Annotated in this window: 32 protein-coding genes; 11 read left to right on the top strand and 21 right to left on the bottom strand. The window is 53.7% G+C overall.

Going from position 1 to position 23,140, the window contains the following annotated elements; all coding sequences use genetic code 11:
* Positions 1-72: 72 nt before the first annotated feature.
* Positions 73-561 (bottom strand): early protein (E6), encoded by a 489-nt coding sequence (locus SIB64_RS08150; RefSeq protein ID WP_413442736.1) that lies wholly within the window; start codon positions 559-561, stop codon positions 73-75.
* 75 nt (positions 562-636) lie between these two features.
* Here SIB64_RS08150 and SIB64_RS08145 point away from each other — a divergent pair, with 75 nt between their 5' ends.
* Together SIB64_RS08145 and SIB64_RS08140 are read left to right on the top strand one after the other, a co-directional pair.
* On the top strand, positions 637-1,053 hold the full coding sequence (locus tag SIB64_RS08145; RefSeq protein ID WP_413442735.1) for a cupin domain-containing protein: 417 nt from the start codon (positions 637-639) through the stop codon (positions 1,051-1,053).
* Positions 1,054-1,211: 158 nt separating this feature from the next.
* Positions 1,212-1,556: a hypothetical protein gene (locus SIB64_RS08140; RefSeq protein ID WP_413442943.1), complete on the top strand. Its 345-nt coding sequence runs from the start codon at positions 1,212-1,214 to the stop codon at positions 1,554-1,556.
* Here SIB64_RS08140 and SIB64_RS08135 read toward each other — a convergent pair.
* Positions 1,544-2,962: a DUF2130 domain-containing protein gene (locus SIB64_RS08135; protein WP_413442734.1), complete on the bottom strand. Its 1,419-nt coding sequence runs from the start codon at positions 2,960-2,962 to the stop codon at positions 1,544-1,546. The genes SIB64_RS08140 and SIB64_RS08135 overlap by 13 nt on opposite strands.
* Before the next feature lie 82 nt (positions 2,963-3,044).
* On the opposite strand from SIB64_RS08135, the gene SIB64_RS08130 reads away from it, so the two are divergent.
* Positions 3,045-3,209: a hypothetical protein gene (locus SIB64_RS08130; protein ID WP_413442733.1), complete on the top strand. Its 165-nt coding sequence runs from the start codon at positions 3,045-3,047 to the stop codon at positions 3,207-3,209.
* A gap of 12 nt (positions 3,210-3,221) precedes the next feature.
* Here SIB64_RS08130 and SIB64_RS08125 read toward each other — a convergent pair whose 3' ends face one another.
* Positions 3,222-3,566 (bottom strand): DUF1499 domain-containing protein, encoded by a 345-nt coding sequence (locus SIB64_RS08125; protein WP_413442732.1) that lies wholly within the window; start codon positions 3,564-3,566, stop codon positions 3,222-3,224.
* A 766-nt stretch (positions 3,567-4,332) separates the two neighbouring features.
* On the opposite strand from SIB64_RS08125, the gene SIB64_RS08120 reads away from it, so the two are divergent.
* Positions 4,333-4,569, top strand: coding sequence for a hypothetical protein (locus SIB64_RS08120; RefSeq protein WP_413442731.1), 237 nt, complete (start codon positions 4,333-4,335; stop codon positions 4,567-4,569).
* Between the two features lie 130 nt (positions 4,570-4,699).
* On the opposite strand, the gene SIB64_RS08115 is transcribed toward SIB64_RS08120, so the two are convergent.
* Both SIB64_RS08115 and SIB64_RS08110 read right to left on the bottom strand, forming a co-directional pair.
* Positions 4,700-6,148, bottom strand: a complete 1,449-nt coding sequence (locus SIB64_RS08115) for a glycosyl hydrolase family 57 (protein ID WP_413442730.1) — start codon at positions 6,146-6,148, stop codon at positions 4,700-4,702.
* Between the two features lies 1 nt (position 6,149).
* Complete coding sequence (locus SIB64_RS08110; RefSeq protein ID WP_413442729.1) at positions 6,150-7,028, bottom strand: GNAT family N-acetyltransferase; 879 nt, start codon at positions 7,026-7,028, stop codon at positions 6,150-6,152.
* A gap of 258 nt (positions 7,029-7,286) precedes the next feature.
* On the opposite strand from SIB64_RS08110, the gene SIB64_RS08105 reads away from it, so the two are divergent.
* Positions 7,287-7,625, top strand: coding sequence for a phenylpyruvate tautomerase MIF-related protein (locus SIB64_RS08105; protein ID WP_413442728.1), 339 nt, complete (start codon positions 7,287-7,289; stop codon positions 7,623-7,625).
* A 257-nt stretch (positions 7,626-7,882) separates the two neighbouring features.
* Here SIB64_RS08105 and SIB64_RS08100 read toward each other — a convergent pair whose 3' ends face one another.
* The 3 genes from SIB64_RS08100 to SIB64_RS08090 are packed head-to-tail and all read right to left on the bottom strand — an operon-like array spanning position 7,883 to position 8,853.
* Complete coding sequence (locus SIB64_RS08100; protein ID WP_413442727.1) at positions 7,883-8,143, bottom strand: hypothetical protein; 261 nt, start codon at positions 8,141-8,143, stop codon at positions 7,883-7,885.
* Complete coding sequence (locus SIB64_RS08095) at positions 8,127-8,492, bottom strand: hypothetical protein (RefSeq protein ID WP_413442726.1); 366 nt, start codon at positions 8,490-8,492, stop codon at positions 8,127-8,129. Before SIB64_RS08095 ends, SIB64_RS08100 begins: the two co-directional genes overlap by 17 nt.
* A 52-nt stretch (positions 8,493-8,544) precedes the next feature.
* Entirely contained in the window at positions 8,545-8,853 is a 309-nt protein-coding gene (locus SIB64_RS08090) for a hypothetical protein (RefSeq protein ID WP_413442725.1), read from the bottom strand.
* A 175-nt stretch (positions 8,854-9,028) separates the two neighbouring features.
* Here SIB64_RS08090 and SIB64_RS08085 point away from each other — a divergent pair, with 175 nt between their 5' ends.
* Together SIB64_RS08085 and SIB64_RS08080 are read left to right on the top strand one after the other, a co-directional pair.
* Positions 9,029-10,186 carry a glycosyltransferase gene (locus SIB64_RS08085; RefSeq protein WP_413442942.1) on the top strand — a complete coding sequence of 386 codons (1,158 nt, stop codon included), beginning with the start codon at positions 9,029-9,031 and terminating at the stop codon, positions 10,184-10,186.
* Between the two features lie 66 nt (positions 10,187-10,252).
* The gene (locus SIB64_RS08080) at positions 10,253-11,515 is read left to right on the top strand and encodes a cytochrome P450 (protein ID WP_413442724.1); all 1,263 of its coding nucleotides are present in this window, start codon (positions 10,253-10,255) and stop codon (positions 11,513-11,515) included.
* A gap of 20 nt (positions 11,516-11,535) precedes the next feature.
* On the opposite strand, the gene SIB64_RS08075 is transcribed toward SIB64_RS08080, so the two are convergent.
* Positions 11,536-12,420 (bottom strand): M28 family peptidase, encoded by an 885-nt coding sequence (locus tag SIB64_RS08075; RefSeq protein ID WP_413442723.1) that lies wholly within the window; start codon positions 12,418-12,420, stop codon positions 11,536-11,538.
* Positions 12,421-12,483: 63 nt separating this feature from the next.
* Between SIB64_RS08075 and SIB64_RS08070 the strand changes: the two genes are divergently transcribed.
* Complete coding sequence (locus SIB64_RS08070; protein WP_413442722.1) at positions 12,484-13,149, top strand: SDR family oxidoreductase; 666 nt, start codon at positions 12,484-12,486, stop codon at positions 13,147-13,149.
* Between the two features lie 16 nt (positions 13,150-13,165).
* Here the strand turns inward: SIB64_RS08070 and SIB64_RS08065 are convergent, their stop codons facing one another.
* Entirely contained in the window at positions 13,166-13,711 is a 546-nt protein-coding gene (locus SIB64_RS08065) for a hypothetical protein (RefSeq protein ID WP_413442721.1), read from the bottom strand.
* Between the two features lie 140 nt (positions 13,712-13,851).
* On the opposite strand from SIB64_RS08065, the gene SIB64_RS08060 reads away from it, so the two are divergent.
* A complete protein-coding gene (locus SIB64_RS08060) occupies positions 13,852-14,421 on the top strand; it encodes a DoxX family protein (protein ID WP_413442720.1) in 570 nt (189 codons plus the stop codon).
* On the opposite strand, the gene SIB64_RS08055 is transcribed toward SIB64_RS08060, so the two are convergent.
* The 4 genes from SIB64_RS08055 to SIB64_RS08040 form a co-directional block, all read right to left on the bottom strand.
* Positions 14,379-14,612, bottom strand: a complete 234-nt coding sequence (locus tag SIB64_RS08055) for a hypothetical protein (protein WP_413442718.1) — start codon at positions 14,610-14,612, stop codon at positions 14,379-14,381. The genes SIB64_RS08060 and SIB64_RS08055 overlap by 43 nt on opposite strands.
* 516 nt (positions 14,613-15,128) lie before the next feature.
* Positions 15,129-15,569 carry a hypothetical protein gene (locus SIB64_RS08050; RefSeq protein WP_413442717.1) on the bottom strand — a complete coding sequence of 147 codons (441 nt, stop codon included), beginning with the start codon at positions 15,567-15,569 and terminating at the stop codon, positions 15,129-15,131.
* Between the two features lie 735 nt (positions 15,570-16,304).
* Positions 16,305-17,210, bottom strand: coding sequence for a ZIP family metal transporter (locus SIB64_RS08045; protein WP_413442716.1), 906 nt, complete (start codon positions 17,208-17,210; stop codon positions 16,305-16,307).
* Between the two features lie 294 nt (positions 17,211-17,504).
* The gene (locus SIB64_RS08040; protein ID WP_413442715.1) at positions 17,505-17,735 is read right to left on the bottom strand and encodes a hypothetical protein; all 231 of its coding nucleotides are present in this window, start codon (positions 17,733-17,735) and stop codon (positions 17,505-17,507) included.
* 199 nt (positions 17,736-17,934) lie between these two features.
* On the opposite strand from SIB64_RS08040, the gene SIB64_RS08035 reads away from it, so the two are divergent.
* Together SIB64_RS08035 and SIB64_RS08030 are read left to right on the top strand one after the other, a co-directional pair.
* Positions 17,935-18,387, top strand: coding sequence for a hypothetical protein (locus tag SIB64_RS08035; RefSeq protein ID WP_413442714.1), 453 nt, complete (start codon positions 17,935-17,937; stop codon positions 18,385-18,387).
* A 121-nt stretch (positions 18,388-18,508) separates the two neighbouring features.
* Positions 18,509-18,646 carry a hypothetical protein gene (locus SIB64_RS08030; protein WP_413442713.1) on the top strand — a complete coding sequence of 46 codons (138 nt, stop codon included), beginning with the start codon at positions 18,509-18,511 and terminating at the stop codon, positions 18,644-18,646.
* Positions 18,647-19,294: 648 nt separating this feature from the next.
* On the opposite strand, the gene SIB64_RS08025 is transcribed toward SIB64_RS08030, so the two are convergent.
* The 7 genes from SIB64_RS08025 to SIB64_RS07995 all read right to left on the bottom strand — a co-directional run bounded on the left by SIB64_RS08025 (position 19,295) and on the right by SIB64_RS07995 (position 22,838).
* Positions 19,295-19,519 carry a hypothetical protein gene (locus SIB64_RS08025; protein ID WP_413442712.1) on the bottom strand — a complete coding sequence of 75 codons (225 nt, stop codon included), beginning with the start codon at positions 19,517-19,519 and terminating at the stop codon, positions 19,295-19,297.
* 57 nt (positions 19,520-19,576) lie between these two features.
* Complete coding sequence (locus SIB64_RS08020; RefSeq protein ID WP_413442711.1) at positions 19,577-19,744, bottom strand: hypothetical protein; 168 nt, start codon at positions 19,742-19,744, stop codon at positions 19,577-19,579.
* 321 nt (positions 19,745-20,065) lie between these two features.
* Positions 20,066-20,245, bottom strand: a complete 180-nt coding sequence (locus SIB64_RS08015; RefSeq protein ID WP_413442710.1) for a hypothetical protein — start codon at positions 20,243-20,245, stop codon at positions 20,066-20,068.
* 91 nt (positions 20,246-20,336) lie between these two features.
* Positions 20,337-21,011, bottom strand: coding sequence for a hypothetical protein (locus SIB64_RS08010; RefSeq protein WP_413442709.1), 675 nt, complete (start codon positions 21,009-21,011; stop codon positions 20,337-20,339).
* 117 nt (positions 21,012-21,128) lie between these two features.
* Entirely contained in the window at positions 21,129-22,007 is an 879-nt protein-coding gene (locus tag SIB64_RS08005) for a DUF429 domain-containing protein (protein ID WP_413442708.1), read from the bottom strand.
* An 11-nt stretch (positions 22,008-22,018) separates the two neighbouring features.
* On the bottom strand, positions 22,019-22,231 hold the full coding sequence (locus SIB64_RS08000; protein ID WP_413442707.1) for a hypothetical protein: 213 nt from the start codon (positions 22,229-22,231) through the stop codon (positions 22,019-22,021).
* A 262-nt stretch (positions 22,232-22,493) separates the two neighbouring features.
* Positions 22,494-22,838 carry a hypothetical protein gene (locus SIB64_RS07995; protein WP_413442706.1) on the bottom strand — a complete coding sequence of 115 codons (345 nt, stop codon included), beginning with the start codon at positions 22,836-22,838 and terminating at the stop codon, positions 22,494-22,496.
* Between the last annotated feature and the right edge of the window lie 302 nt (positions 22,839-23,140).

The raw sequence follows: 23,140 nt of genomic DNA, 5'->3' as shown, positions 1-23,140 counted from the left end.
CATTCTCGCTTTCGGTGCTGCAATAAGTACCCTTTGGGCTTGGATGCTTGCGAATTTCAACAACCGCCAGGGTTAAATGTTGGGAATTTGAGAAATATCCGCTGACGGGGTCTGTCCTGAGCAAGCCAAACATCCCCCGTTGATTCTGTACGGAGCCACATGGCCATATTTGCATTTTTTCCCCTGAAAATATATTTTTCTATTCTGTTCCCGTGCATGGGCATCCGTTAAAGGAAGGATTAACCATCTGGCAGGCACATGGCCTTCAAGCAATTTGCGACGCTGTTCAGCATCCCGCCGTCTTTGGGCTTCTTCACGGTCATTTTTTGAACAAACCCCTTCAATCTGCAACTCACGTGCACAGAGTTCGCAGGCGGTAACGACGGCTTTACGCCTGTTTAGATTGTGAGAAAGTTTGTCGCCAGGGACTTCTCGCTCGCGGCCACAACTGCATCGGCACCACCAGAAGGCATTGCCACCTTTCGTACGTCGCTCAGAAGAACGAACAACAGTGAGCTGTCCATAGGTTTCGCCGATTCGATTCCTAGGTTTTGAAGGCATGGTTGGAATGAACACCGCCTGAACGGTCAATTCGTGTTGATAGTGTCTTGTCTTACCAGGCTGACACCACCCCTCATGACGAATCACACACCCGAGACCTGTAACGTTCTTGGCGACAACATCACACTGCAGCTGACCGCGGAGCAAACCAACGGCACGTACAGCGTGGTCGAATTTGCAACGCCTGGAGGTGTTGGCCAACCCCCCCATACCCATGACTGGAATGAAACCTACCTTGTTCTTGAGGGGGAGTTGGAACTGCAGATTGACGGACAAAGCACCGTGATTGGAACTGGGGATTCCTACCAAGTGAAAGCGGGGACCGTGCATGCCCCCACACCGAAGGGCGACTTCTGTCGCTATGTGATGGTGGGAGAGCCTGGAGGAGTCGAAGCAGTGTTCAAATCCCTAAAGGCGCATCAGGATGATCTTGGTGATATGGCAAAAGTGGTGGAGATTGTCAGCCAAGAAGGTGTCAAAATTGCTGCATAAACGCGGCATCTTCGATCTAATCTGGTGCGCAGAGTTGACAATGTTGAAGCAAAATACACAGTCAATTCAGCGTGCCAGACAGCCTTATGTTGTCATTGGCTGACCTGAGCCTTGTTCCATCAAAGTCTGATGTAAACAACATCAGACTTCATCTGCTTATGGCTTCCACTTTCTATCACGTCCAGCACGAATTCCGTGCTGGAAAAGCACAGCAATGGTGGGAAACTGCCCAAAAAGCTCTTGCACCAGGTGGCGGCTGGGATGATGCGGTCAAAATGAACCTTGAGGCAGGTTTTTACAACCATTCCTTCAACCCGATCGGCCTGGAAGGACCAGCATTTTGCATCTGGGAAGTGAAGGAAGGTATCACCGCAGAACAATTTCAGGATTTCATCGATGGTCCTAACGGACCCGACTTCGGACTTGGGGCCATGTTGAATATCTGCCGTGAAATCAATCTTGAACTGGCTGGTGGCACACCATACCCCCGTCAATTTTCCTGATCATCAAGCAAACGGCCTTGATCGCGTAACTCAGCAAACTTTGCAGCCATCGTCGGATTTTGTCGTGTTAGTTTTTTCACCGTGACATCCTGAGCTTTGTTGTTGGCCAATCGAAGGTTACGGTCAGCCCCCAACAAAGCATCTTTTGTTTTCTGCAGATGATCAATTGACTTATCAATTTCATCGATTGCGGTTTGGAATCGTCTTGAGGCAAGGTCGTAGTTTCTGGAAAAAGCATTTTTGAATGTCTCCAAATCATTTTCAAATGATGTAACATCAATATTCTGTGATTTCACCAATGCCAGCTCTGCTTTATACTCCAAAGACTTTAAAGCTGCATTTCTGAGCAGTGTAATGAATGGGATAAAGAACTGAGGGCGAATTACATATGTTTTTTGATAACGATGTGAAACATCAACAATTCCAGAATTGTAAAGTTCACTCTCGGGCTCAAGCAACGAAACAAGAACTGCGTATTCGCAATCCTTTTGGCGACGATCCTTATCCAGTTCCTTCAAAAAGTCTTCATTCTTCTTTTTTGTTGATGTCAAATCAGACTCATTTTTCATCTCAAACATGATTGAGACGATTTCATTCATCTGATCATCCTGATCACGAAAAATATAGTCTCCCTTGCTTCCCGTTCTAGCGTCATTATCCTTCTCAAAATAAGCACGGGGGAATGCGGCAGCTCGTATACGGTTGAATTCAATTTCACAATGCTGTTCGAGAGTTTCCCCCACCATTTTGGTAGACAAACGTGCCTTCATATCGCGAAGACGTTCGATCGCCAAATCTCTGTCTTTGATCTGAATTTCATAACGCTCCTTCAATGATTGTTCAGCCAATTGATGCTTGAGTTCAGTTTGGCCAAGACTGTTTCGCAGTTGATCGCGATCTTTCTCAACCACACTCAATGCCTCGCTGATGGCAAGTTTCTGTTTGATATCAACAGCATCTAATCTTGCTTTCAAATCACGCAATTCGGCTTCTTTCTGAAGTGTGACCGACTGAATATCCTTAGCATACTTGGTTTCAGCCAAACGTGCTGCCGTTGCATTATTGTCGCGCACCTGTTGCAATTCATTTGCCAATAGATCGCGCTGTTTTTCCGATGTGCTGACAGCCTCTGCAATGGCGAGTTGCTGAGCAACATCTCGTGCATTAAGTGACGCCTCAAGATCACGAATTTCTGCATCCTTAGAGGCCGACATTACACTCATTTCATTCTTTATCTTCTGGCTAACAAGTTCAATTGCATTTTGCTTGTCTTTTTGAGCCAGTTGCAAATGTTGTTGCAACTGATCATCAAATTCCTGATCACGAACCTGTTTGAGAATATCCGCATAACCGGCTTCATCGATCGTGAATGCTGTTCTGCAATGCGGACAGATGATCTCAGGCATGAGTAATGGTTTGGCTTGATGTCGACGTGTAAAGGCACATTATCGAGCTGTTGCTAGCACAGGGACACTTCACCCATATCTCATGTCTTTCCTAACAACCACGCTGCAACCGCTCTCAACCAATCCCCATGCACTCCTGGAAAGCATCATCATCGTAGGAATCATCGGCCTTGCCATGGTGGGCTTCATTACAGGAATAAAAGACCTGGTGACAGATCTGAGAAACTTTAAAAAGGCAAAGATCTGAAACCAGCACACATCAGGACTTCAAATGCTCCGCAAGATCATCAAGACGGCGGGCATTCACTCCAAGATCAGACTCTCCCAGCCTTGAAATCGAACGAGACTGAACTCCCGTAGGGTCCAACAACAATTCAAGGTCGTCAACAAACCCAAAAAAAGCACTGCTTACCTCTGCGTGAAGATAGTCAGCTGTCTGCTCCACCACACTGGCGGATCGATCCTGGGTGATGAGATCCGCCAGTGCCTGAAAGGTGGATGTTGGGTCTGAACTAATGAACTGCATTTGAGCACAATGGGCCGTACCTGGGCAAGGACTGAGCTGGCCCTCATGATTTCCCAGATCAGCTGGAGCGGGACCCACAACATGAAAGAGCAAGAACAAGGGGACGAGAAACGAAGCGATCACAGAGGGCAAGGTGTCAGAGCTTGAAGATATCCCATCGAATTCGGTCGATCAGCCACCTGAAAAGGGGATGATCCCAAAGATAGACTTTCATTTAAAAGCACATATCGGCTGTTGGCCTTTAAATCAATAGAGAAGATCACCCGATTATGTATTGCATTGAACGTTTGGATGCCGATGGGCAATGGACCCAAGAAATCTGTTTCAAAACCGAATTCAAGGCCTTTGTCAATGCCCGCACAAAATCAATGGCAACCTTGAGCAAATACCGAATCGTGAACCCCACCTGGAATCATGTGGTAGCAGAGGTTGATGGTCGTCGCTAGTCAGATTTTCCCCAACTCAACATCGAAAGCCAGAGCCAGAACAGCAATCCAACGGGCACGATGATCACCAGCAGCTGGCTGACCACAAAAACTCGCACATCAGGATCCATGCTGGTCAGCGTTGAAGAACATATTTCACCAATCCAACAGTCACGATAAGGATAACCCCCACATTCCAGATCGTTGATGGCCTCATACCTGCACAATGATCTAATGCTCTTCTTCTAGTCTGGTGGACGGCTCAGATGGAGGCCATCCAAGGTTAAGGGAGAAAGGTTTTGTTTCAATCGATAGAACACAGAAAAGGCTTGTGGCTTGCGAAAACGAAGCTGCCATCCGAGTGCCCGGTCGACCATCGAATCGACAACCGCCTTTGAAACCAAGCCTGGAAATAGGTCTTGAACACTTTTTCGCATCGTCATGAAGTGTGCTTTACCGTGCGGTTGATCACTCGGGGTGGAATGGTGGATGCAACTTGGTTTCTTCTGGCTTGGATTGTGGTTGCTCTTGCGGCCATCCTCAAATTCTGGAGCATGACCGCGTCTTTCCGACAAAAAAAACCTCTTGATGGTCGCAGTTCTGCTGATCAACAAAGAGCCCAGCTCGAAAAATTATGGCAACAAACAAAGACATAAAACTCTAATCAGTCAATATCAACACTAGAATTGCTACCAATCGAAAACAGCAGTTTCCATTTTAATAAATTAGAAAAAGTATTTGTTCACCTTCCTCATCTCTTTCTGATTCCATTTCAAGCCATATCAATCAGGACAGTGATTCCATCCCACGTCGATAAATTTCTTTTGCATAATCTGTCCACACTCCATGCCCCCAATAGCGAAAACAACTTGTTTGCGACAGGAGAACATAAAGCAAAGCATCCTGATAGGCAGAACTTTGTGTGACCATCGGATCAGCCTTGACCTTGGGGTCATATACAGCATGAAAACGAGCGCTTAATTCACCCATGGGCTCTAGAACATTCTCATACCCTTCAACCCAGCTGAGGTTATTGGTCCAGGAAGCACCTTGCATCGTAAAATTTGGATCATCTTCCTTCAAACGACCGATCACATCTGTAAGCACAAAATTCGCAGAATCTGCATGTTCTAAAGCCTGCCAAATTCGATGTTGACCAATCGCTTGAATTGGTGGGTAATCCAACTCACTGAATCCGGCTTGTAGAAGTTTTTCGAGATACTCGCTTCCATTCACAGCACGAACCTTATCTGATTCATCTTTCAACTTGTGGTTCGCCTGCAGATAAGCAGAAGGAAACTCATTCATCATCACACCACCATTCTCACCATCAGCAATCTGAGTCACGATGGAGGGAATAGTCTTTTTCATAACATCCAGCCGGTCCATCGACATCGCTTCATAACAAGGCTGCATTTGACCTACAAGTTTTGTGTCTGAACCCTGGGTCTTGATTAAGGCCACAAGACTTACTGATTCACCATCGGAATTTCGCGCAATCAATCGATTCGGAACATATTTTTGATCGTGGCTTAAAGCGGAGCCATCCATCCTCTCAACACTATCCTCCTGCACCATGATCCATTGATAACCACACTCCTTGAGTGCCTTGATCAATGCATAAAGTGTCTCAGGGTGGTTTGGCAGATGCATCTCAGGCAAGGAAAAACCTTTGACACGCTGCAAAGCTGAAACTCCAAAATAATCAGCAAACTGATGCTGCCAAGCTGTGATCTGCAACTTCAGGTCAGGTATTGGCGTCGATGGTGCAACGGCATGACTCCAAAACGTTCCCAGCCACTCAACATGACCTTGCATCCCCGGGTCACAAGCCAAATAGCGCAGAGCCTCGATGATGTCATCACGCCCCATTTGATGCACACCCCAGAGGAGATTCCCCGAGTAATCCAACATGATTCTTGGATTACAACCAGAACCAATCAAATCTGGCAAAAGATCAGCAAAACGCCGATAACATTGAGCAAATGGTTCAGCATTGTGATTGTCACCTTCACCTGAATGCTCAAACATGTACTGAAGATGAGAGATCAGATCGCCCTCTCGACCAGCGGGAATCGTGGGCTGATGCATATGCAAGGCACAGGCAAAACAGGACCGCACATGGTTCAAATCAAAATCAGAATCCTTTGGTTCGATGCATCGATTTGCCTGCATCAATTTGGACAGTTCGTCTTCTCGGCCCGACAGCCGTGGTATGGGTTCTGATTGATGCATCTCAGCCCAGTTCGAGACATGCCAAGGCGAAAACCTCATCCATCGCCACTGTAGGTAGGACGCCCCGATACATCCGCATGGTCTGTGCCTGACGTTCAAATCCCAGTTTTGTCATTAGATCAGCTGCGCGTGGATTGAGGCCTGGCGTATCGATCAGGATCACACCGCTGTAATGCTGGATGAAGCTTTGCAGCAGAGCACCTGCAAGGTCTGCCGTATCCGCCAGAAGAGGGCCGATCCGCCAACCCTGCCCCGCACGAAGAAAACAGGGCCGAATACGCGCAAACCCGTGGCATCCACCTGACTGATCACGCAGGGTGAGCACCTCACCAGCTGGGTGGGACAACCAATCGGCGAGAAAGTGTGGCCTTGGAGACAACTCCCTCTGCGCGTCATAGATCTGTACGGCAGTGGAGGCCATGTGCTCCCCCGATTGAATGCTCATACCTTCGGGAAGGCTGATCGCATCCTGTTCGCAGGGTTGTGGGTTGATGGACTGCCAGCGCGTCGTGGGTGTTGATGCCTCGAAGCCCCAGGCGCTGTAATCCTCAATGCGCGTGTCAATGGCCTCCAGGCCAACACAACTGACATCGGAAAGATGGTTGAGGGCATGCTTCCAAAGAGCCTGGCCATGACCATGGCCGCGATGCGCAGGAATCACGATGTAGAGACCTACAAAACCGTAATCAAGGTTGTATTTCACACCCGCGATGCAACCAACAGGCTCGGATCCGAGCCAGCCGATCCACACCCCCTGACGATCGGTGTGGCGGTAAATCTCCACGTCACCAACACCGGGTGCGAACCCTTCATCGCGGGCCCACTGGGTGATCAGGGGGATCTGCTGGGGTTCGAGCTCCTTGATCCGAAGAAACGTCATCGAAACAGACCTGCCTTGGTCGTCTGCCCTGAAACAGTCGTTCCAAGCTGAAAGACGATCATCGGCAGGCTGAACCGCTCAGATCATCGTGACCCGGAAGGGAAAGCAACGAATGATTCACATGATTTCTCACGATTTCAGAGCCAAACAACAATCTCCCAGGTGGAGACCAGCCATCCACCAGAACGCTTGATATCGCGCCATGGTTCGTCCAGAAGGAATGCGTGGCAGCATTTCCGAAGCGGATGATCCACACGCATGCCTTTGATCAACGTTCGGATGTCGATCCCAAAACCAGACGATGCCGACGGCTTACTTCAGGAGTTGTCTGCAACCCTCGCCAATCAGACGGGAAAGCCGGAGGCGTATGTGATGACATTGCTGGAATCGGATGTACCGATGACATTTGCCGGACGTAGTGACCCTTGCGCATTCATCGAGATTCGATCGATTGGAGCCCTGAAGCCTCCGGCGATGACCTCTGCCTTTTGCTCTTTGGTAAATACCAAAACAGGAATTCCGATCAACAGAATTTATGTGGCTTTTGACGATGTGAGTGCCAGCCACTGGGGGTGGAACGGATCAACATTCGGCTGAAGACCAGCAAGGCCCCTATTTCCAACCGAACCACAACGCAGATTTGCAACAAAACCGATGATGAGCAGACATAAAAAAGGAGGGTTCCCGGCCCTCCTCATGCTCGACGCAATCGCCCTCTATCGAGGGTTGACTTATTGTTCCGGAGGAAGAAACAGAATGTTGTAGGAAATATTACCTAGACGCAAATTGGATGCGGTTCATTCCTGTTCTCGCACTGTCGGGGTCGGGGCTGAGGCAGGAAGCACGAAACCGGATCAATCGGTTGCCAGAAACATCTCGAGTGTTTCGTCATCCGCCTGAACGATCGTCTCGGTAAGACGGTCGATAGCAACGACCGTCGGCGGATCCGGCAGTGATCGGCTCAGCATGCACCTTGCCGCCCGACGCAGCTGATGGTTCTGCTCCATGGTGAATCGACGTGTGGGCATCGTCGTTCCTGTTGCTTCCTCCACGCTGGCTGGCTCTGAACCGTTATGCACTGAGTTGTTGTACGCGGAATCAAAGCGTCTCTGCATGACGGAAGCCAGATGCTTCCGTTCCGCTTAAAGAGGGATCAAACAAAGACATCCGTACCATCGCAGGATTCAGGGTGGAAGAGGGTGAAAACTTCAAGCAATGTGGAGGAAAGGCCTCCTGGAGCATGAACCTGCTGTCACTGCGTTTAACCGTGATTGCAGCTGTGATGTCATTGGGCGTGCTGCTGAGTTGGTGGATGTGCAGTCCAGTGCTCGGTCTCTGCAGAGCAACTTGATCAACGATGAAACCAACCGTGGTGTTGGCCTTAAAGGGTCTCCGAAGGCATCCAGATCGTGAAGAGTGAAGGTTTTGCGGCAACTCCACCAGGGATCTCTTACGCCGAGTCAACGAATTCGTCTGACCTACTAACTGAACTGAACTGAACTGAACCAGGCTCAGCTCAACAAGATGGTCGTGCAGATTGTGCGACCCATTGGCGCGTGTGATTTTGTGCCTTTCGCCGCGCGTGACACCGACCGGCAGACCTGCGGGAACGCTTGTACAGATCAGCATTCACCTTGAAACTGCGGGGGTAGGGCCAACTGCGCTTCAAGGCCGGGGAATTCGTGGTGCGCACGTTCCACCAGCAATGCAGCACAAGGGCCGTCAGTCCTGTGATCACACCGGGCATGGGCTGTCGCCGATCAAGGAGGAGTGTCGAACGACTTGATTGTGGGCTTCCGGACTGACCTCCTGCAAGCCCCTTCATGCACGCCACACCAGCAACACACCGTTCGCTGCTGCGTTGAAGATGGGCAGACGTGATTCACCCTGGTGAGCCATTGGCTGTTGTGCCTCTCTTGGCTGTTGAGCCGCTATTGGCTGTTGAGCCGCTCTTCGCTGATGTGCCGCTTCTCCCCCCTTTGCTGCTTCTCTGCGCAGGCATTGCAGCCAGCGGCGGACTGTTGATCCTGCAGCTCGGCCTGCGGCGCACCTTCGCTGTTGCCCCCCAGCTTGAGACGACAGCGGTGAACCCCATCACGACGACGTCTCTGACCGTGGTGATTCCGGCTTACAACGAGGCAGCAAACATCGGGCCCTGTCTCGACAGCATTCTGGCCAGCGAGCGCCCATGCGACACCTGGCACGTGCTCGTGGTGGATGACGATTCGCAGGATGCCACCAGCGAACGCGCCCTCGCCGCCGCCGCTCGCGCGAACTCAGAAGCAACGTTCAGATTGCTGCAGGCCGGTCCCCGTCCTGCGGGGGAACGCTGGGTGGGCAAAAACTGGGCCTGCGCCCGTGCCATGGAGCAGATCGACAGCACCTGGGTTCTGTTCATTGACGCCGATGTGCGCCTCAAGCCGAATGCCCTGAGCCGTGCCCTCGATCAGGCCAACAGAGAGGGGGCCGATCTGTTCAGTCTCGCACCGCGGCTGGTGTGCGGCTGCCTGGCGGAATGGATGGTGCAGCCGATCATGGCCAATCTGCTCGGGCTGGGGTTCCCGATCGTGGAGGCCAACGACCCGAACTCACCTGTGGCCTTTGCGGCCGGGCCGTTCATGTTGTTCCGGCGGAGTGCCTATGAGGCGGTGGGTGGCCATCGCGGGCTTGCCGCAGATGTGGTGGAGGACCTCGCCCTGGCGCGTCTGATCAAGGCCGCTGGATTCCGGCTCCGCTATCTCCTGGCCCTCGATGCAGTGGATCTGCGCATGTACGCAGATTTACCCTCACTCTGGGAGGGCTGGACCAAGAACTGGTTTCTCGGCCTGGAGCGGGATGTGGCGAGAGCGCTCGGCGCGGCCGGCGCTGTAGTGCTGATGTTCAGCTTTCCCTGGTTGCTGGTGCCCTCAGCGGTGGTGCTGCTCAAGGTTCTGCCGGGCATGGCCCCCTGGTGGCTGCTGCTGTTGGCGATCAACCTGATTGCGCTCGCCCAGCAGTTCGGACTGCGCCTCTGGAGCAGGGATCGCTTCGGCGTGCCGCTGCAGTACTGGTGGCTGATGGGGGCCGGCGGGCTTTTGGTGGGAGCGATCGGGCCGATTTCGGTGTGGCGTACGACCACCGGCCGAGGTTGGACCTGGAAAGGACGCCCTCTGGCCTGAGGCTCATTAGCGTTGCTCGGCCAGCGGTCACCCCAGTCGCGGCACACCCCCCTGATCCATCCGCTGATGACTGCTTCTCCCCTTCCGAGCACCGGTGCGGTGACGGGTCTGAGGGAGACCCTTGACTTCTTCAGCGATCCAGCCTTCGCCAGCCGTCGCTTCGGGCTTTACGGGGATGTCTTCGAGACCTCATTGCTGGGCCAGCGCATCGTGTTCATCCGTGGCGAGCAGGCGATCCGCGATCTGCTGGACCAACCCAGTGCCCTCGAAGGCTGGTGGCCGGTGAGTGTGCGCAAGCTGCTGGGTCAGCGCTCCTTGGCCAACCGCAACGGTGTGGCCCACAAAGCTCGCCGCCGTGCCGTGGGGCAGTTGTTCTCCGCTGCTGCCCTGCGCCGCTACTCCCCGCAGATCACATCGATGGTGGATCAACTAAGCGAGGAACTTCTGGCAGCAGAGACGCCTGTGGCTCTGGCTGATCGCATGCGGCGCTTCGCTTTCGCGGTGATCGCCGGTCCAGTGCTCGGACTGGATTCGAACGACCGTGATGCCCTGTTCAGCGATTTCGAAATCTGGACGCGGGCCCTGTTTTCGATCCCTGTGGCACTGCCGGGCAGCCCGTTCGCCCGAGCCATCCAGGCGAGAACCAGGCTGCTGACGCGTTTGCAGGCTGTTCTTCACAACAGCAGTGCTGACCAGGGCGGCCTCGACTTGCTGAGCGGTTGCCTTGATGAAGCCGGACTGCCGCTTGACGACGACGATCTTGTGGAACAGCTGCTGTTGCTCCTCTTCGCCGGGTATGAGACCACAGCCTCATCCCTCAGCTGCCTGTTCCGCGCCTTGCTGCTCGAACCAGAGGTGGAGGGCTGGCTCCAGGAGGAACTGGAGCAGCAGCCCTGGCCGATGGAGCCAAGCGTTGAGCTACCTCGGCTCAACGCGGTGGTCCGTGAGGTGATGCGTCTGAACCCACCGGTTGGAGGATTCTTCCGTCGCTGCAAGAGAGACGTTGAACTCGCAGGGGTGAGCGTTCCAGCAGATCGAGTGATCCAGGTGGCCCTCACCAGCACGGCAAGCGAAAAGGGGGCGGATCACGCGACTTTCCGTCCGCAGCGACACCTGGACGGATCCTTCGATCAGACCCTGTTCCCTTTCGGCGGGGGCGAACGGGTCTGCCTCGGCAAAGCACTGGCAGAGCTGGAGATCCGACTGATGGCGGCCGGTCTGCAGCGACGTCTGAAACTGCGGCTGATGCCGGACCAGGACCTGACGCTGCAGGTGATTCCCAGTCCCACCCCGAAGGGAGGGCTCCTTGTGCAGGCGGAAGCACGCTGATCACCAGGTCGTCCTTGCGCTCACAGCGCGCTCAGACCACTGAACAGGGCCTCAATCACTGAGGAGAGAAAGCTGAGATCCAGGCTGCTGACCGTGTCCTGCATGGTGTGGTAATTCGGATTGCGCAGGAAGGAGGTGTCCGTCACCATCAAGGCATCAAAGCCCTGATCCCAGAACGGGCTGTGATCGCTCCGACGAACATCGGGCAGCGACCTTCCAGCGCTGGGCACAGGCAGCAGTTTGGTTTTGACCAGTCGTCCCATGGCATGGGCCAGGGGAGCGAACTTGAAGATGGCAGTGAGGTTGCCGACCAGGGCGATGAAATCACCGCGATCGCCATAGAGCCTTGCCATGGCTGGGTGGGGGTAGGCCTGTGTGGCGCTGGTGTAGGCGAGCATCTCAAGACTCACCATCAGGTGAAGCGGTTGCTGATCCCGCTGCAGCTGACGCGCTAGGGCGGTGCTGCCGAGCAGGCCCCATTCCTCCTGGTCAAAGGCGACGATCCAGACGGAACGGCGAGGCGGACACACCGACCAACGGCGGGTGAGCTCCAGCAACGCGACGATGCCACTGGCATTGTCATCCGCCCCGATCGATTGCGGCGGTCCGTCGTAGTGGGCGCCAATCAGCAGTGGCTTCAGGGAAGGATCGCGTCCCGCAAGCTTCAGGATGAAATTCACTCCTTCAGTGCTGCCGGCGCCGAAGCGCTGCTCCTCCAGATCGCCGTACAGCGAAAGGGCGTCCTGGAGCGCGCGGCGCACGGCCATGAGTCCCAGCGGATCCCAGTGCGCATGACGCGGAACAGCAAAAAGGTTCAGATCATTGAGAAGCCTGTATGGGAGATCTGATGGTGCCACTGATTCTCGATCACCACTCTCGATGACAACCGTTCCATGCTCACGCACTGGGGGAGGTGATCAAGCGCGTGAGGGCTCAGGATGAATTAGCACGACCCGACCCCAAGTCCAATGGCCAACTACCTGGTCACCGGCGCGAACCGAGGCATCGGTCTTGAGTACTGCCGACAGCTCAGGCAGCGTGGTGAACGGGTGATTGCAGTGTGCCGGCAGACCAGTCCGGAACTGGACGCCCTGGACGTGCAGCGGGAAGCGGGGATTGAACTGAGCGATGCGGCATCGACCGCCGAGCTGACCAAGCGACTGGACGGGGAGCAGTTGAACGGGGTGATCCTGAACGCTGGCATTCTGCAATCGATGGGTTTGGTTGACCTCGACCCGGAGGGAATCCGACGCCAGTTCGAGGTGAATGCCCTGGCACCGCTGCTGCTCGCCAGATCACTGGTGCCGTTAATGCCGCCCGGATCGAAGCTGGCCCTGATGACGAGCCGCATGGGATCCATCGAAGACAACAGCTCCGGCGGCTCCTACGGCTACCGGATGTCGAAGGTGGCCCTGAACATCGCGGGGAAATCGTTGGCGATCGACCTGGCTCCGCGAGGCATTGCCGTGGCGATCCTGCATCCAGGTCTGGTAAGAACACGGATGATTCAGTTCAATCCCAGCGGGATCAGCCCGGAACAGTCGGTGCGTGGTCTGCTGGCCCGCATTGATGCTTTGAGCCCTGTCAACAGCGGCACCTTCTGGCATGCCAATGGTGAGGTCCTGCCCTGGTGAGAGAGGGGCTTGCGGGCTAAGGATCAGCTGAATCCGGAGAGGGAGTGCTCTCCGAGCCATCCTCCAGAAGCAACGATGGCTCGGAACCGTCGTGATGGAAGGTCGCCGCGAAGCGGCCTCTGGCGGTCTCAGCTTCACACTGAACGCTGGTGGGGATGCCTCGAAAGGGATTGGAAAAAGAACAACGGCCCGATGCCGGCAACAGCTCCGGCTGGCCTGGCTCATCGGCCGTCATCTGGGTGACCAGAATGAGGTCAACCGGTTGAAGGATGTCGTCCGTACCCTGATTGATCTGCGGTTCGATACCACTGAAGGTGAGCATGCTTCCTTCGGCTGTGAAGTAAAAACCGGTTCGACCGTTCCTGTAGACGGTGTTGATCAGCGCTTTGCAGCTTGGGTCAGCAATGGCTTGGCCGTACCTCATCAACTCAGGTCCACACGCGCCGCGCACCAGAACCATGCCGATCAGCGGATTGGAGCGATTCGCCTGCGCGAACACCGCTGACGCCACCACCGATGCTGACATGGCCAGTAGAACGCTGAGCCAGGCAGAAGGTCGCATCGGCAGGAATCAGCGCTGACCTGAAGTGTGGCCACAGCCTGGGATCAGTGCTTCAGAGCGCTGCAGGAATGCTTGGCAATCGATCACCGCAAGAGCGATTCGATCAAATCTTTTTGATACGAATCGATGTATCGATTCAGGTGAAATCAAGGCACGGGCTTGGCGGTCGCATGGTTCAAAACCAAAACAAATCGATGCCAGCACTGAGAGCATGGACGAGCAACACCTCAGAGATTGGCAAGAGAATGGGCAATCAACTGATCCTCGATTCCTGTTTGCTTGGGCTCCGATGTGTCGCCAGCGTATTAATGATTCATCACGGCCTTGAGAAGCTGGCCGACCCCAGTGGCTTCACACAGTTCATCGTTGATCAATATTTTTCGTTCCTACCTTTTGATCACATCCTCTGGACCTATCTCGCCGGCTACACCCAGGTGATCGGTTCAATCGCATTGCTGCTTGGGGTGGCGTCTCGGCCTGCATTGATTGGCCTGGCCTCCACGATGGTGTTTGCGATGGTGTTTCACGGACTGGATAGCGGCCTGGAAGGAGCACCGTTTGCCGTTGTGGAGGCTCACAACTACCAGTACGAGACATCTGCCTTGTATTTGGCGATCTTCGTGGTGCTGGCAGTGACCGGCTCTGGCAGCCTCAGCATCGCAAGCCTTTATCGCAATGCCTTGCCGGACTGGGCGAAAGCCTGGGTGTGAGGTGAGCCATGTTGCTCAACAAACAATTCCAACTTTGCTTCCTGCTCGCTTATCTCTTCTGCGGAGGGATCGTTCTCGCCAAAACCTTCAGCCAGGCCCTCGATCTCTTGTTGTGATTCAGGAGTGGCCTTGATTAATGTCTCAACCGTTGCCCCAAAGCCAAGACGCTGAAGCGAAACAGAGCCCAGCATCTGTGACGATCTGCTTGAGGACAGGATCTCCATGCAAAAAGGCTTCGAAGCCCAGGAATAAAAGATGCAATCGCTTGCTATTGGATTGCATGAGGAGAAGGAATCAGCCCAAGCGCGGGACGACAACTCTTACGAAGGACCGATTGAACGGTTGTCTTTTTTTCTGTAGGAAAAAGCTTGAGGCAACGATATTTCTAACAACTCTTGCAGCAGTGACTGGTGCGCCGACGAAAGAGGCTGGAGCCATCGAAGCCACTGCATGGTCGAGACGTACCACGCCGCTTACCGCACTGACCGTCGTTTGTCCACGACCACAGGCCAAAGGCGTTACAATTCGCAAAGCACTCGGGGACGGGCTGCTGAGAGGAGCTGCAACTGAAGAGGTGGAAGACTTCAGTTGCATGCAAATCAATCAAATGAGTGGGGGTGGGCTCCCGCTCTCTTGACCTTGGCCTCTGTTTCGACAGGGGCTTTTCAGGGATCGTTGTTATGGCTCGTGCGTTTTAGGGGAAGCCTTCAAGAGTCAAGAGCGACCTTCTCACATTGAACAATGGTTTCCATCTCAATTTGCTTGGCATTTTGCTGGGTTACGGATTTAGATGTTTTGAATTTACCGGACCCATGATTGAGCATGAATTTTATTTCATCTCGACTTTTTTTAGGGTCATCATAGATAGACCATTGAGCCATGTTGTCGTTATAAAACTGAGTGTAATCGATTTTCACTCCAGACCCCTTGCTTAGATCAAAAATCTGAACCTCCTGGGCATTCAGGTCCACCAGAAAATAATCAGAGATCGTCTCCTGATCAGAAGCGCCGTCAGACTGCACCGGGCTGTAATCACACTTAAACAAAGATCGCCTGTTCTGCATCAATACAGCCTGGATGACGACAAGCAAAACAAAAGAAATAAGCCCAAAAGTAAAAAGTTTATCGATGATATTTTTAAGATTCACAAAACACAAGCAATCGCTTAGATTTTAAAATTCTTTCATATCTGATAAAAGTCCAGCAATGGCTTTCAGTGGAAGACCCGCCATGGCACGCATTCCCAAACCAGGCTACGCGATGCTTCAAACCACCCTGCGTTGACGCCAGCACTGACGATGAATCCTGTTCGATCTCTGATAGAAATCCCCACCCATCCTCGCGATCTGACCATCAGACAATCCATGCCCAAATCAAATTGCGGAAACAGTCTTAACCAATAGTCAACGCTTGAACTAACACTGGCGGCAATCTAAACCCATTAAATTCATGCTTAAAAATGATGCATTTATCATCAGAACTGTGGGCAGCAAAACAGACTCATAGCCAGACTTCATTTTATGTTTGATCCCATGAATTGAGATCGCGATGGGTCGAGACACAGATCCACATGAGCAGTTGACTCGAACAGAGAATCACTGCGCTAAATGGACAGCACGGCTCTGCTCATCGATTTACATCTCAGTGCTGCAGCTATTTCAGTGATTCAACAAACTGGACTTGTCTCTCTTGTGCGCAGGGAAGCATCCAATCAGCGTGCTGGCGCTCCATGCAACAGTCCTGCTTATGTCGCCAAATGAGTGCGGATCAACGACTAATGCAGCTGGCCATGGCCGAAGCCGCCCTGCAAAGACTGGCGAAGTCCAGTACTCGATCAGTTCAAAAGCACAGCTCTGGATATTGATCAGATTCTTTCAGGGAGCTCAGTGATGGACGATGTGGGAAACGAGAAAAGCCACAGCGAAGCCGCTGCCACCCAGGATGCTGATCCAATCCTTCACTTCTTCATAGGCCTCAGGGATCACCGCTTGAAACGTCATGGCCATCACACCGCCACCGGCAAAAGCAGTGACCAGACCCTTGACCGCAGCTGGAGCTTCAGCCATGGCGCTGTATGCCAGTACTGACGACAGAACGCAGACGATCACGACACTTGCCCAGACGACCAGGATGCGTTGCCCCGTGACCCCACTGCGCTTGAGTCCGGCACCACTGGCCAATCCTTCCGGAATATTGGCGACCGCCACGGCCAGGATCACCGAGGCGCTGACCAGAGGATTCTCAAGGAAGGAGATGCCGATGCTCATCGACTCAGGAATGCCATCGAGAGCGGCACCGATCACCAGGGCCATCGCAGTGTTGCGCTCCTGCTGCTGCTCAGGAGTGAGATCGCCGATCCCCCCGCAGTTGGCGTTGTGGCGTCGCTTGATCCCGCCGCCCTGTGCCACCAGATGGTTGGCACCAATGTAGGCCAGCAAACCGCTGACGAAGCCAACCATCGTGGGCCAGATACCGGCGATGCGGAATGACTCCGCCACCAGGTCGTAGGAGAGAAGAGCGATCAGCATCCCGGCGCTGAGAGCCAGGAAAAACGCGCTGACCCGGCGGCTGGGGGTGAACTTCATGCCAACCCAGGCGGACACGAGCACGGGGACCATGGCCACAAACGACCAGAAGGCCGCGTCTCCCACCGTTCCAGATCCGGCCACTGGCGCTCCCCGCTTGTGTTTCTGCATGGTTAGCAACGCAGAGGCACAGAACTGCAACTCGTCGCGCTCGGTTACACCAATCACCCCAAAGCCCAACATCCAACCTGTGCAATCGGGCATTCGAACGATGGCGCACAGGAATGTGGAGGCGATCTTGTGTCCTGAACATGCGTCTAAGCCCGTTCAGCATCGCTGGACTGAACCTTGAGTTGCACGCCTCGGTTGGGCATGAATCAGGAATGAATCCATAGCCCGGTTCAGCAAAGCGTTGATGCCTGCAGCGGTGAACGCAATTGACATCAACACGAGGGAACAATGGGAAATGATCACAAGAACCAATATTGAGCGATTCGAGCGGCCGAAGTTAGAAGCAAGGGGCTGAGAAATCAGAGACAAGAAACGACGATTTGCCCTTCACAGCCATAACTGAACCGTACAAAAATAGATTGTTTCGCATTCAATCAGGACAGCCGCTGTAAGGCTCTTACGGGTAGGGCGGTCATTGGCAACAAAGGGCAGCCGCTCGGCAAACCGATCGATGCCAGCCCACCCCAGGGCTTCGCAGCGAAACGAAACAGCTGACCGGAAGCCATCCATCTGCTGCACCTGCTGAGGGAGCAGGTGGCCAAAGACCTGGAGAGCCATGAGCGCTGGGCCTGAACAGCACAGAAGCACGCATCAACGGCATCTTTGTATCAAGAACAACTGTTTTGAGTGTCCAGCTGAATGCCGTTAATTCATGAACATGTCTTTAATAAATTGCATTCCAATTTGTGAATCAATGTTGAAGAAGGCTGCGTGTGTTGCTGCGCTCCTGTTGATGGCAGCATGTTCTTCTGAATCGGTGAAAGATGAATCGAACAAGAGTGAAACCACTGAACCAGCAACGCAGGAACAGCCCATAGCGCAATCAACAGGCGTTGAAGACTACGAGATCAACGAGACCACCATCTCCGGCGAACAACGCAATGCTGATTTCGTCAACAAAATCGAAGACGCGGAACTCGCCGGCAACCTGCGGGATGGCGGGTATGTGATTTACGTACGGCATGCCAAGACTGACAAGGACTGGGGTGATCAAGTCAGCCCGGATCTGAATCTTGCGGACTGCAGCACCCAGCGCCAATTGAGTGATGATGGAAAGGCGGACGCCAAACTGATCGGAGAGGGAATCAAAACCGCAGGAATCCAGGTTGGTGATGTTATTTCAAGCGAACTGTCGCGCATTCAATACAGCAGAGCTGGCATTCGGCAAACACACCAAGAATTCAGATCTGAACTTCCTCCCTTGCGTTGAATGCACCGCTGAGGATTACAAGACATATGCGGCAAGGGTTTCACCACTACTCTCTGCAACGCCAAAAGAAGGCAGCAACACATTTCTTGTCGGCCACGACGATCCCTTCCAGGGCGTGACCATGACAGTTGAGCCTCCCAACGGCATCTACCCGGCTCCGATGGGAGTTGCTTATGTGATTAAACCGATGGGAGAAGGAAAATTCGCGCTTGTTGCAAAAGTGCTTCCATCACAATGGAAGAAACTGGCTGATCTCTGATTCCAGATTTTCACAGAAACAAGCTGGTCCCTGAACAGGGCCTGCTTGTTTCTGTGAAACCAAGACGTTTGATCCGTGACGTCTTGAATGGGCGTAATCACCGGCGTTGCAATGGCCGTTGAATCAAGCTGATGATTACTTACAAGGGTCGACCTGCCGCCGTAAACATCTCGATCAGCAATCATTTCTGCATCCAGGTCTAGCTTCCAACGCATCGATCGAATTAGAACGGATCGGATCGGATCGGATCGGATCGGATCGGATCAAGCAGCTTTAACTGACCGCTAATTTCTTCCCAAACCAGTCATTGACAATTGGCGATGCTTGATGGCCCGATCAACTTCTGTTGAAGGGCAAAGACCTGACGAAGGAGGGGGACACGTTCAGGTAGTCGGCTGCGGTGGAAAGCCACAAAAACTGACTAACATCAAATACCGATTCGCCACGATGACGATTCCATTCGGTGAGTCTGAACCCTCTGATGCACTGCTGAAGAAATCTGTGTCGTCAACACGGATAAGAGCGTGGCTGAATACGCGATTGAGGCAGCTTGCCGGATCCCAGAGGATTCAGGATGCAAGAGCATTGAGAAGTGAGTTTTCAATGGAATGACCATTAGCCCTCCATTTCAATGGAAGGCCAAATGAGCTACTTGGTTCCCCAGTCAAAACCGAATCGCTTCGCAGCGGCAGCTTCCATTTCCCTGCGCACCTGAACAAGCGCCTCGCGAGCAAAGGCTTTTTCGTTCTCCTGGGCAGTGATGATTTGTTTGGTGAGCTGGCGCAACATTTCGATGTCCTGGCAGGCATCGATTTCTCGGAAGGCTGCTTCGAGGTGGAATTTCTGCTCCACCGACAGGTGATGGTTGGTCATGGTGTTAATACACTAATCCCCGCAGGCGGGGCGGAGAGAAACATTTAAGGAGCTTTGTCAGGCCGCCGAGATACTGAATGGTGCTGCAGGAAAACTGGTGGGCATTGGATCGGAGAGGCCGTCGGCAAGGGCTTTGGCGCGACGATACATCTGGCTGTTGGTAGCTCCTTTAGCCTCCAGTGCTGCAGCAACAACAGCCCAGTTACGGATTTCAGTGGTCTTCAAAGGGTGGTTAAAAGTCTTGACTAATCTCGGAAATCTTGAGCGGTGGTGTGAGTCTGAAAACCGCCAGAGGACCGAACAGCAGTGATTCAATTTTTTTGATAAGAGTGAGCCCCTGATTGTTGAACTCCATCATCCAACAAAAATTACACAGATCTACATGGCATGAATGCCATGTAGATCTCTCATCGAGAAGTGCTCATTCCAAACTTTTTAATTAAAAGGCAGCGAGGAGTTGTGTCATGGCGGCGGTTGCACCAACCCCCCCGAAAGATAGAACAAGAGGGAGAAAAACCGGCCAGCGAACGGTTGCTTCAGAGTTCATCAAACGTCCTCGCTGTTCTTGGACTCGTTGGCTGAAGGAACCACCTGCTCAGTTGCTGTTGTTTTGCTGCGCTGGCAGGGTTGTTCAGCGGCGTTAGCCAGGTTGGCGAAAGCGGCGAGAACCATCACTGCGATGACAACCGTGCCACCGGCGAAAGCAATTAGAGGACTTCGTTCCAAGGGATCAACAACATTTACGAAATGTTAACGAGAGCAACGGGCCTGTGGCCGTTGTGACGGTTGGCGGCAGCGCAGTGAACTTCAGAACGCGTCAGTGGTTCGCAGGGTTTGTAACAACCTTCTCCCCGTAGTGGTGACAAAGCTTGCGCAGGGGCTCGATGTTCAGATCGATCGGCACCCATGCCTCGCCTTCGGGCCTCGTTATCAGACACGTCGCCGCCTCTCCTTCCATGGCGGGAGCCTCGACTGAGATCCTGTAGGCAAGATCCTGAGCGGTGATCGTGCGAGACCTCAGCGGAAGCCTGTAAATCGCATGCTCCCAGGAACAGCAACTGGCGCGTCCACTACTGACGTAGAACCCTGCAATCGTTCGGAACCTAGAGAATCCACCCTCGAAGAACAGATCAGCCCTGCCCTGCTGAGAATCGATCTTGAAAATCTGGCGCCAGCAGTTGGGTCCGGCACCGCAATAAGCCAGCTCGACGTACTCCATCAAGCCATCGGCATCGACGTCTTGCAGGTGTCCTGATCCCCTGGGGTACGCGGAACACGATTGGCTGCGCTGCAACACCGTTTTAAAAGCAGACGATGGGATGGAGCGCAGTTCAACGCGAATGATTCGATGGCCAGCCGCATCACAGGGGTGTTGGCTGATGCGCAACTGAGAGCCATCAACATTGCGATGGATCGCCTGCCCGTCCTGGCTGCCAGCGACAACCGTTGCAGGGCTGAGGAACAACATGGCGAGCGACCAGGACGTGATCATTGGTCCTCAGGGGTCAGACGTCTCGCTCCATTGGTAGCCGTCAAACCGTCAGGGCAACGCTTACGAGTTGGCTCTGGTGCCGTGACCAGACAAGAGGGTTGATCAGCGTTCCCTTAATCAGCATTGCGTTGACCACCGACGATCCAAAGCGTTATCCGCAACCAGGCTCGCTGGAATCCAGATCGCGGCGCTCTCATCCCCCAGACCAACGGTGCGGCCTTCGCGGTGTTCGATCCCCATCCAGGCGCAGATCAGTGCGTCGAGCATGTCTTCCACCGGTTTGAGTGAGGCCAGGGTTTTCACGTCAGATGGCTCTGGGATGAGCTCCGGGATGCCGCTAATGAGAGCCCCAAGGCCGGCTTTGATCGCCCGGAATTCGATCAGCAGCCGCTCGATGCGTTCGGCGGGTGGGAGCGACTCAGTTTTCCAGTACTGGAGCGAACGACTCACTTTGTAGGGAACGCGGTAGTTGCGCTCCAGCAGCGCTAACAGGACGACATGGGGATAGACCTCGATCAGGGCGGGGAAGGCCCTGGCCGTGGTGGTGGTGTGCAGCCGGTAGCCAAGAGCGGCAACGTCGCCTCGCAGCTGATCGGCGATCGCCCCCGGCCGTTCAGCGGAGGGGCTGTGCACGGCGCAGCCCCGGGTCCCGAAGCGGCTTGAGATGGCGGTGTCGGCTGCCCGTCGGCCGGTGATCGGAGTCGTAGCCAGGGGCATGTCGACTGCTACGCAGCTGACGGCTGCACCGGCGAGTTGCTGTGAGGCCTGAAGCAGGGCAGCGGGGTCGGGCCTGCTGCCGCTGGCTTTGGCCTTTGGATCCCAGTGCTGATTTTGAGCCAAGCCGATGAAGGCGTCGTAACTGGGGGCTAGTGCAAGGCAGTGCCAGCCAACCTCTGTTTGCTGCAGCAGAGCGATACCGCTGGGGTGGTGCACCGTCCAGGCCGCATCGATGCCGAGGACGCATGAGCCCTTGGTTGGAGAAGGCGGCTCAGCCACCGACAAAGCGTTCATCGGCGTTTCATGAATTGCTGGCTAAGGCCCAAACCAGAACGGGGTCCGCCGGCTGCAGCTTCATCAGGTGCGAGAGCACATTGGTGTCGAGAACGTTCACGGCTCAAGCAGCGGAGCTGACGGGGTGTCGCTCCGTGATGGGAGCTTTGACTCGAGGCCACCCAGGCGCGAGACATGGTGGTGAATGCGCGAGCCCAGCCCTTAGGCATCTGCCGAAAAATTGTCGACGCCAACCAGCTGACCGAGGATCCTGCTCACCTCTTCTTGCTTCGAGTGGATATGGGTGGTCCATCGCAGCATCAGTGCAGCACTGACTGATAACGCTAGAGATCTGCATGAGAAAGCCCCACCACAGGGGCGGGGCTTTCGGAGATATAGCGGTCGCTGCAGGGGCAGTGATGCCGTTTTTTTGGTTGTCCTTCACCGTGATTTCACGATCGCTTTTTTGTCGGGTTGCTCCTTTGATCGCGCTCACACTGAGGTGTGGTGTTGGTCATCCCTCGCCTTCCCAAACACCAGTGAGATGCCGCTGGCCTGTTGTTTGTTATCGGAGATTCGCACTTGCTCGTTCCAAAGCTGAAGCATGCCAAGTGCAATCCAACCCATCGGCGAAATCTCAGAAGAACGGCTCGATCCCTTGATGGCCCCCGTTCTGGTGTTCGGCACTGATGTTCCCACCTGATGATTGACCGATTTCATCCTCGAACGGGCATTCAGCCGAGGAAGGAACGTTAATGGTGATGGGAGAGCACCTGGTTCATGAGGGTTCAACAGCACAGCCACCGCCGCTGCTCCGTCCAGCGCATTCTCTTTCACCTTTCGGTTTGAGCTTCAAGCCTCGGTCTTGGGCTCAGTTTGCCTGAGGTTCACGCGTTGAAGCGGGAGCGATTTAATCATGAAGGTTGCTCAATTGTTTTATCGCCCAAGCAACTTCTTTTGCGAAGAATTTTCGTGTCAAAAAATATTATTCAGCCAGCTTTCAATCCACACCCAGGCAAATAAGCATCCTTAAATCCTCGAATCCAATACCGCCGCACAATTACATAGAAGACAAATCACCTTATAAACCATGAATCCAAATGATTTTCACCAAGCCTCCATGATGTCAGTCATTTTCC

This window comes from Synechococcus sp. MIT S1220 (genome assembly GCF_047303025.1).
Taxonomy (GTDB): Bacteria; Cyanobacteriota; Cyanobacteriia; order PCC-6307; family Cyanobiaceae; genus Parasynechococcus.
The sequence above is the reverse complement of the archived record's forward strand: the minus strand, read 5'-3'. Positions and strand labels throughout refer to the sequence as shown.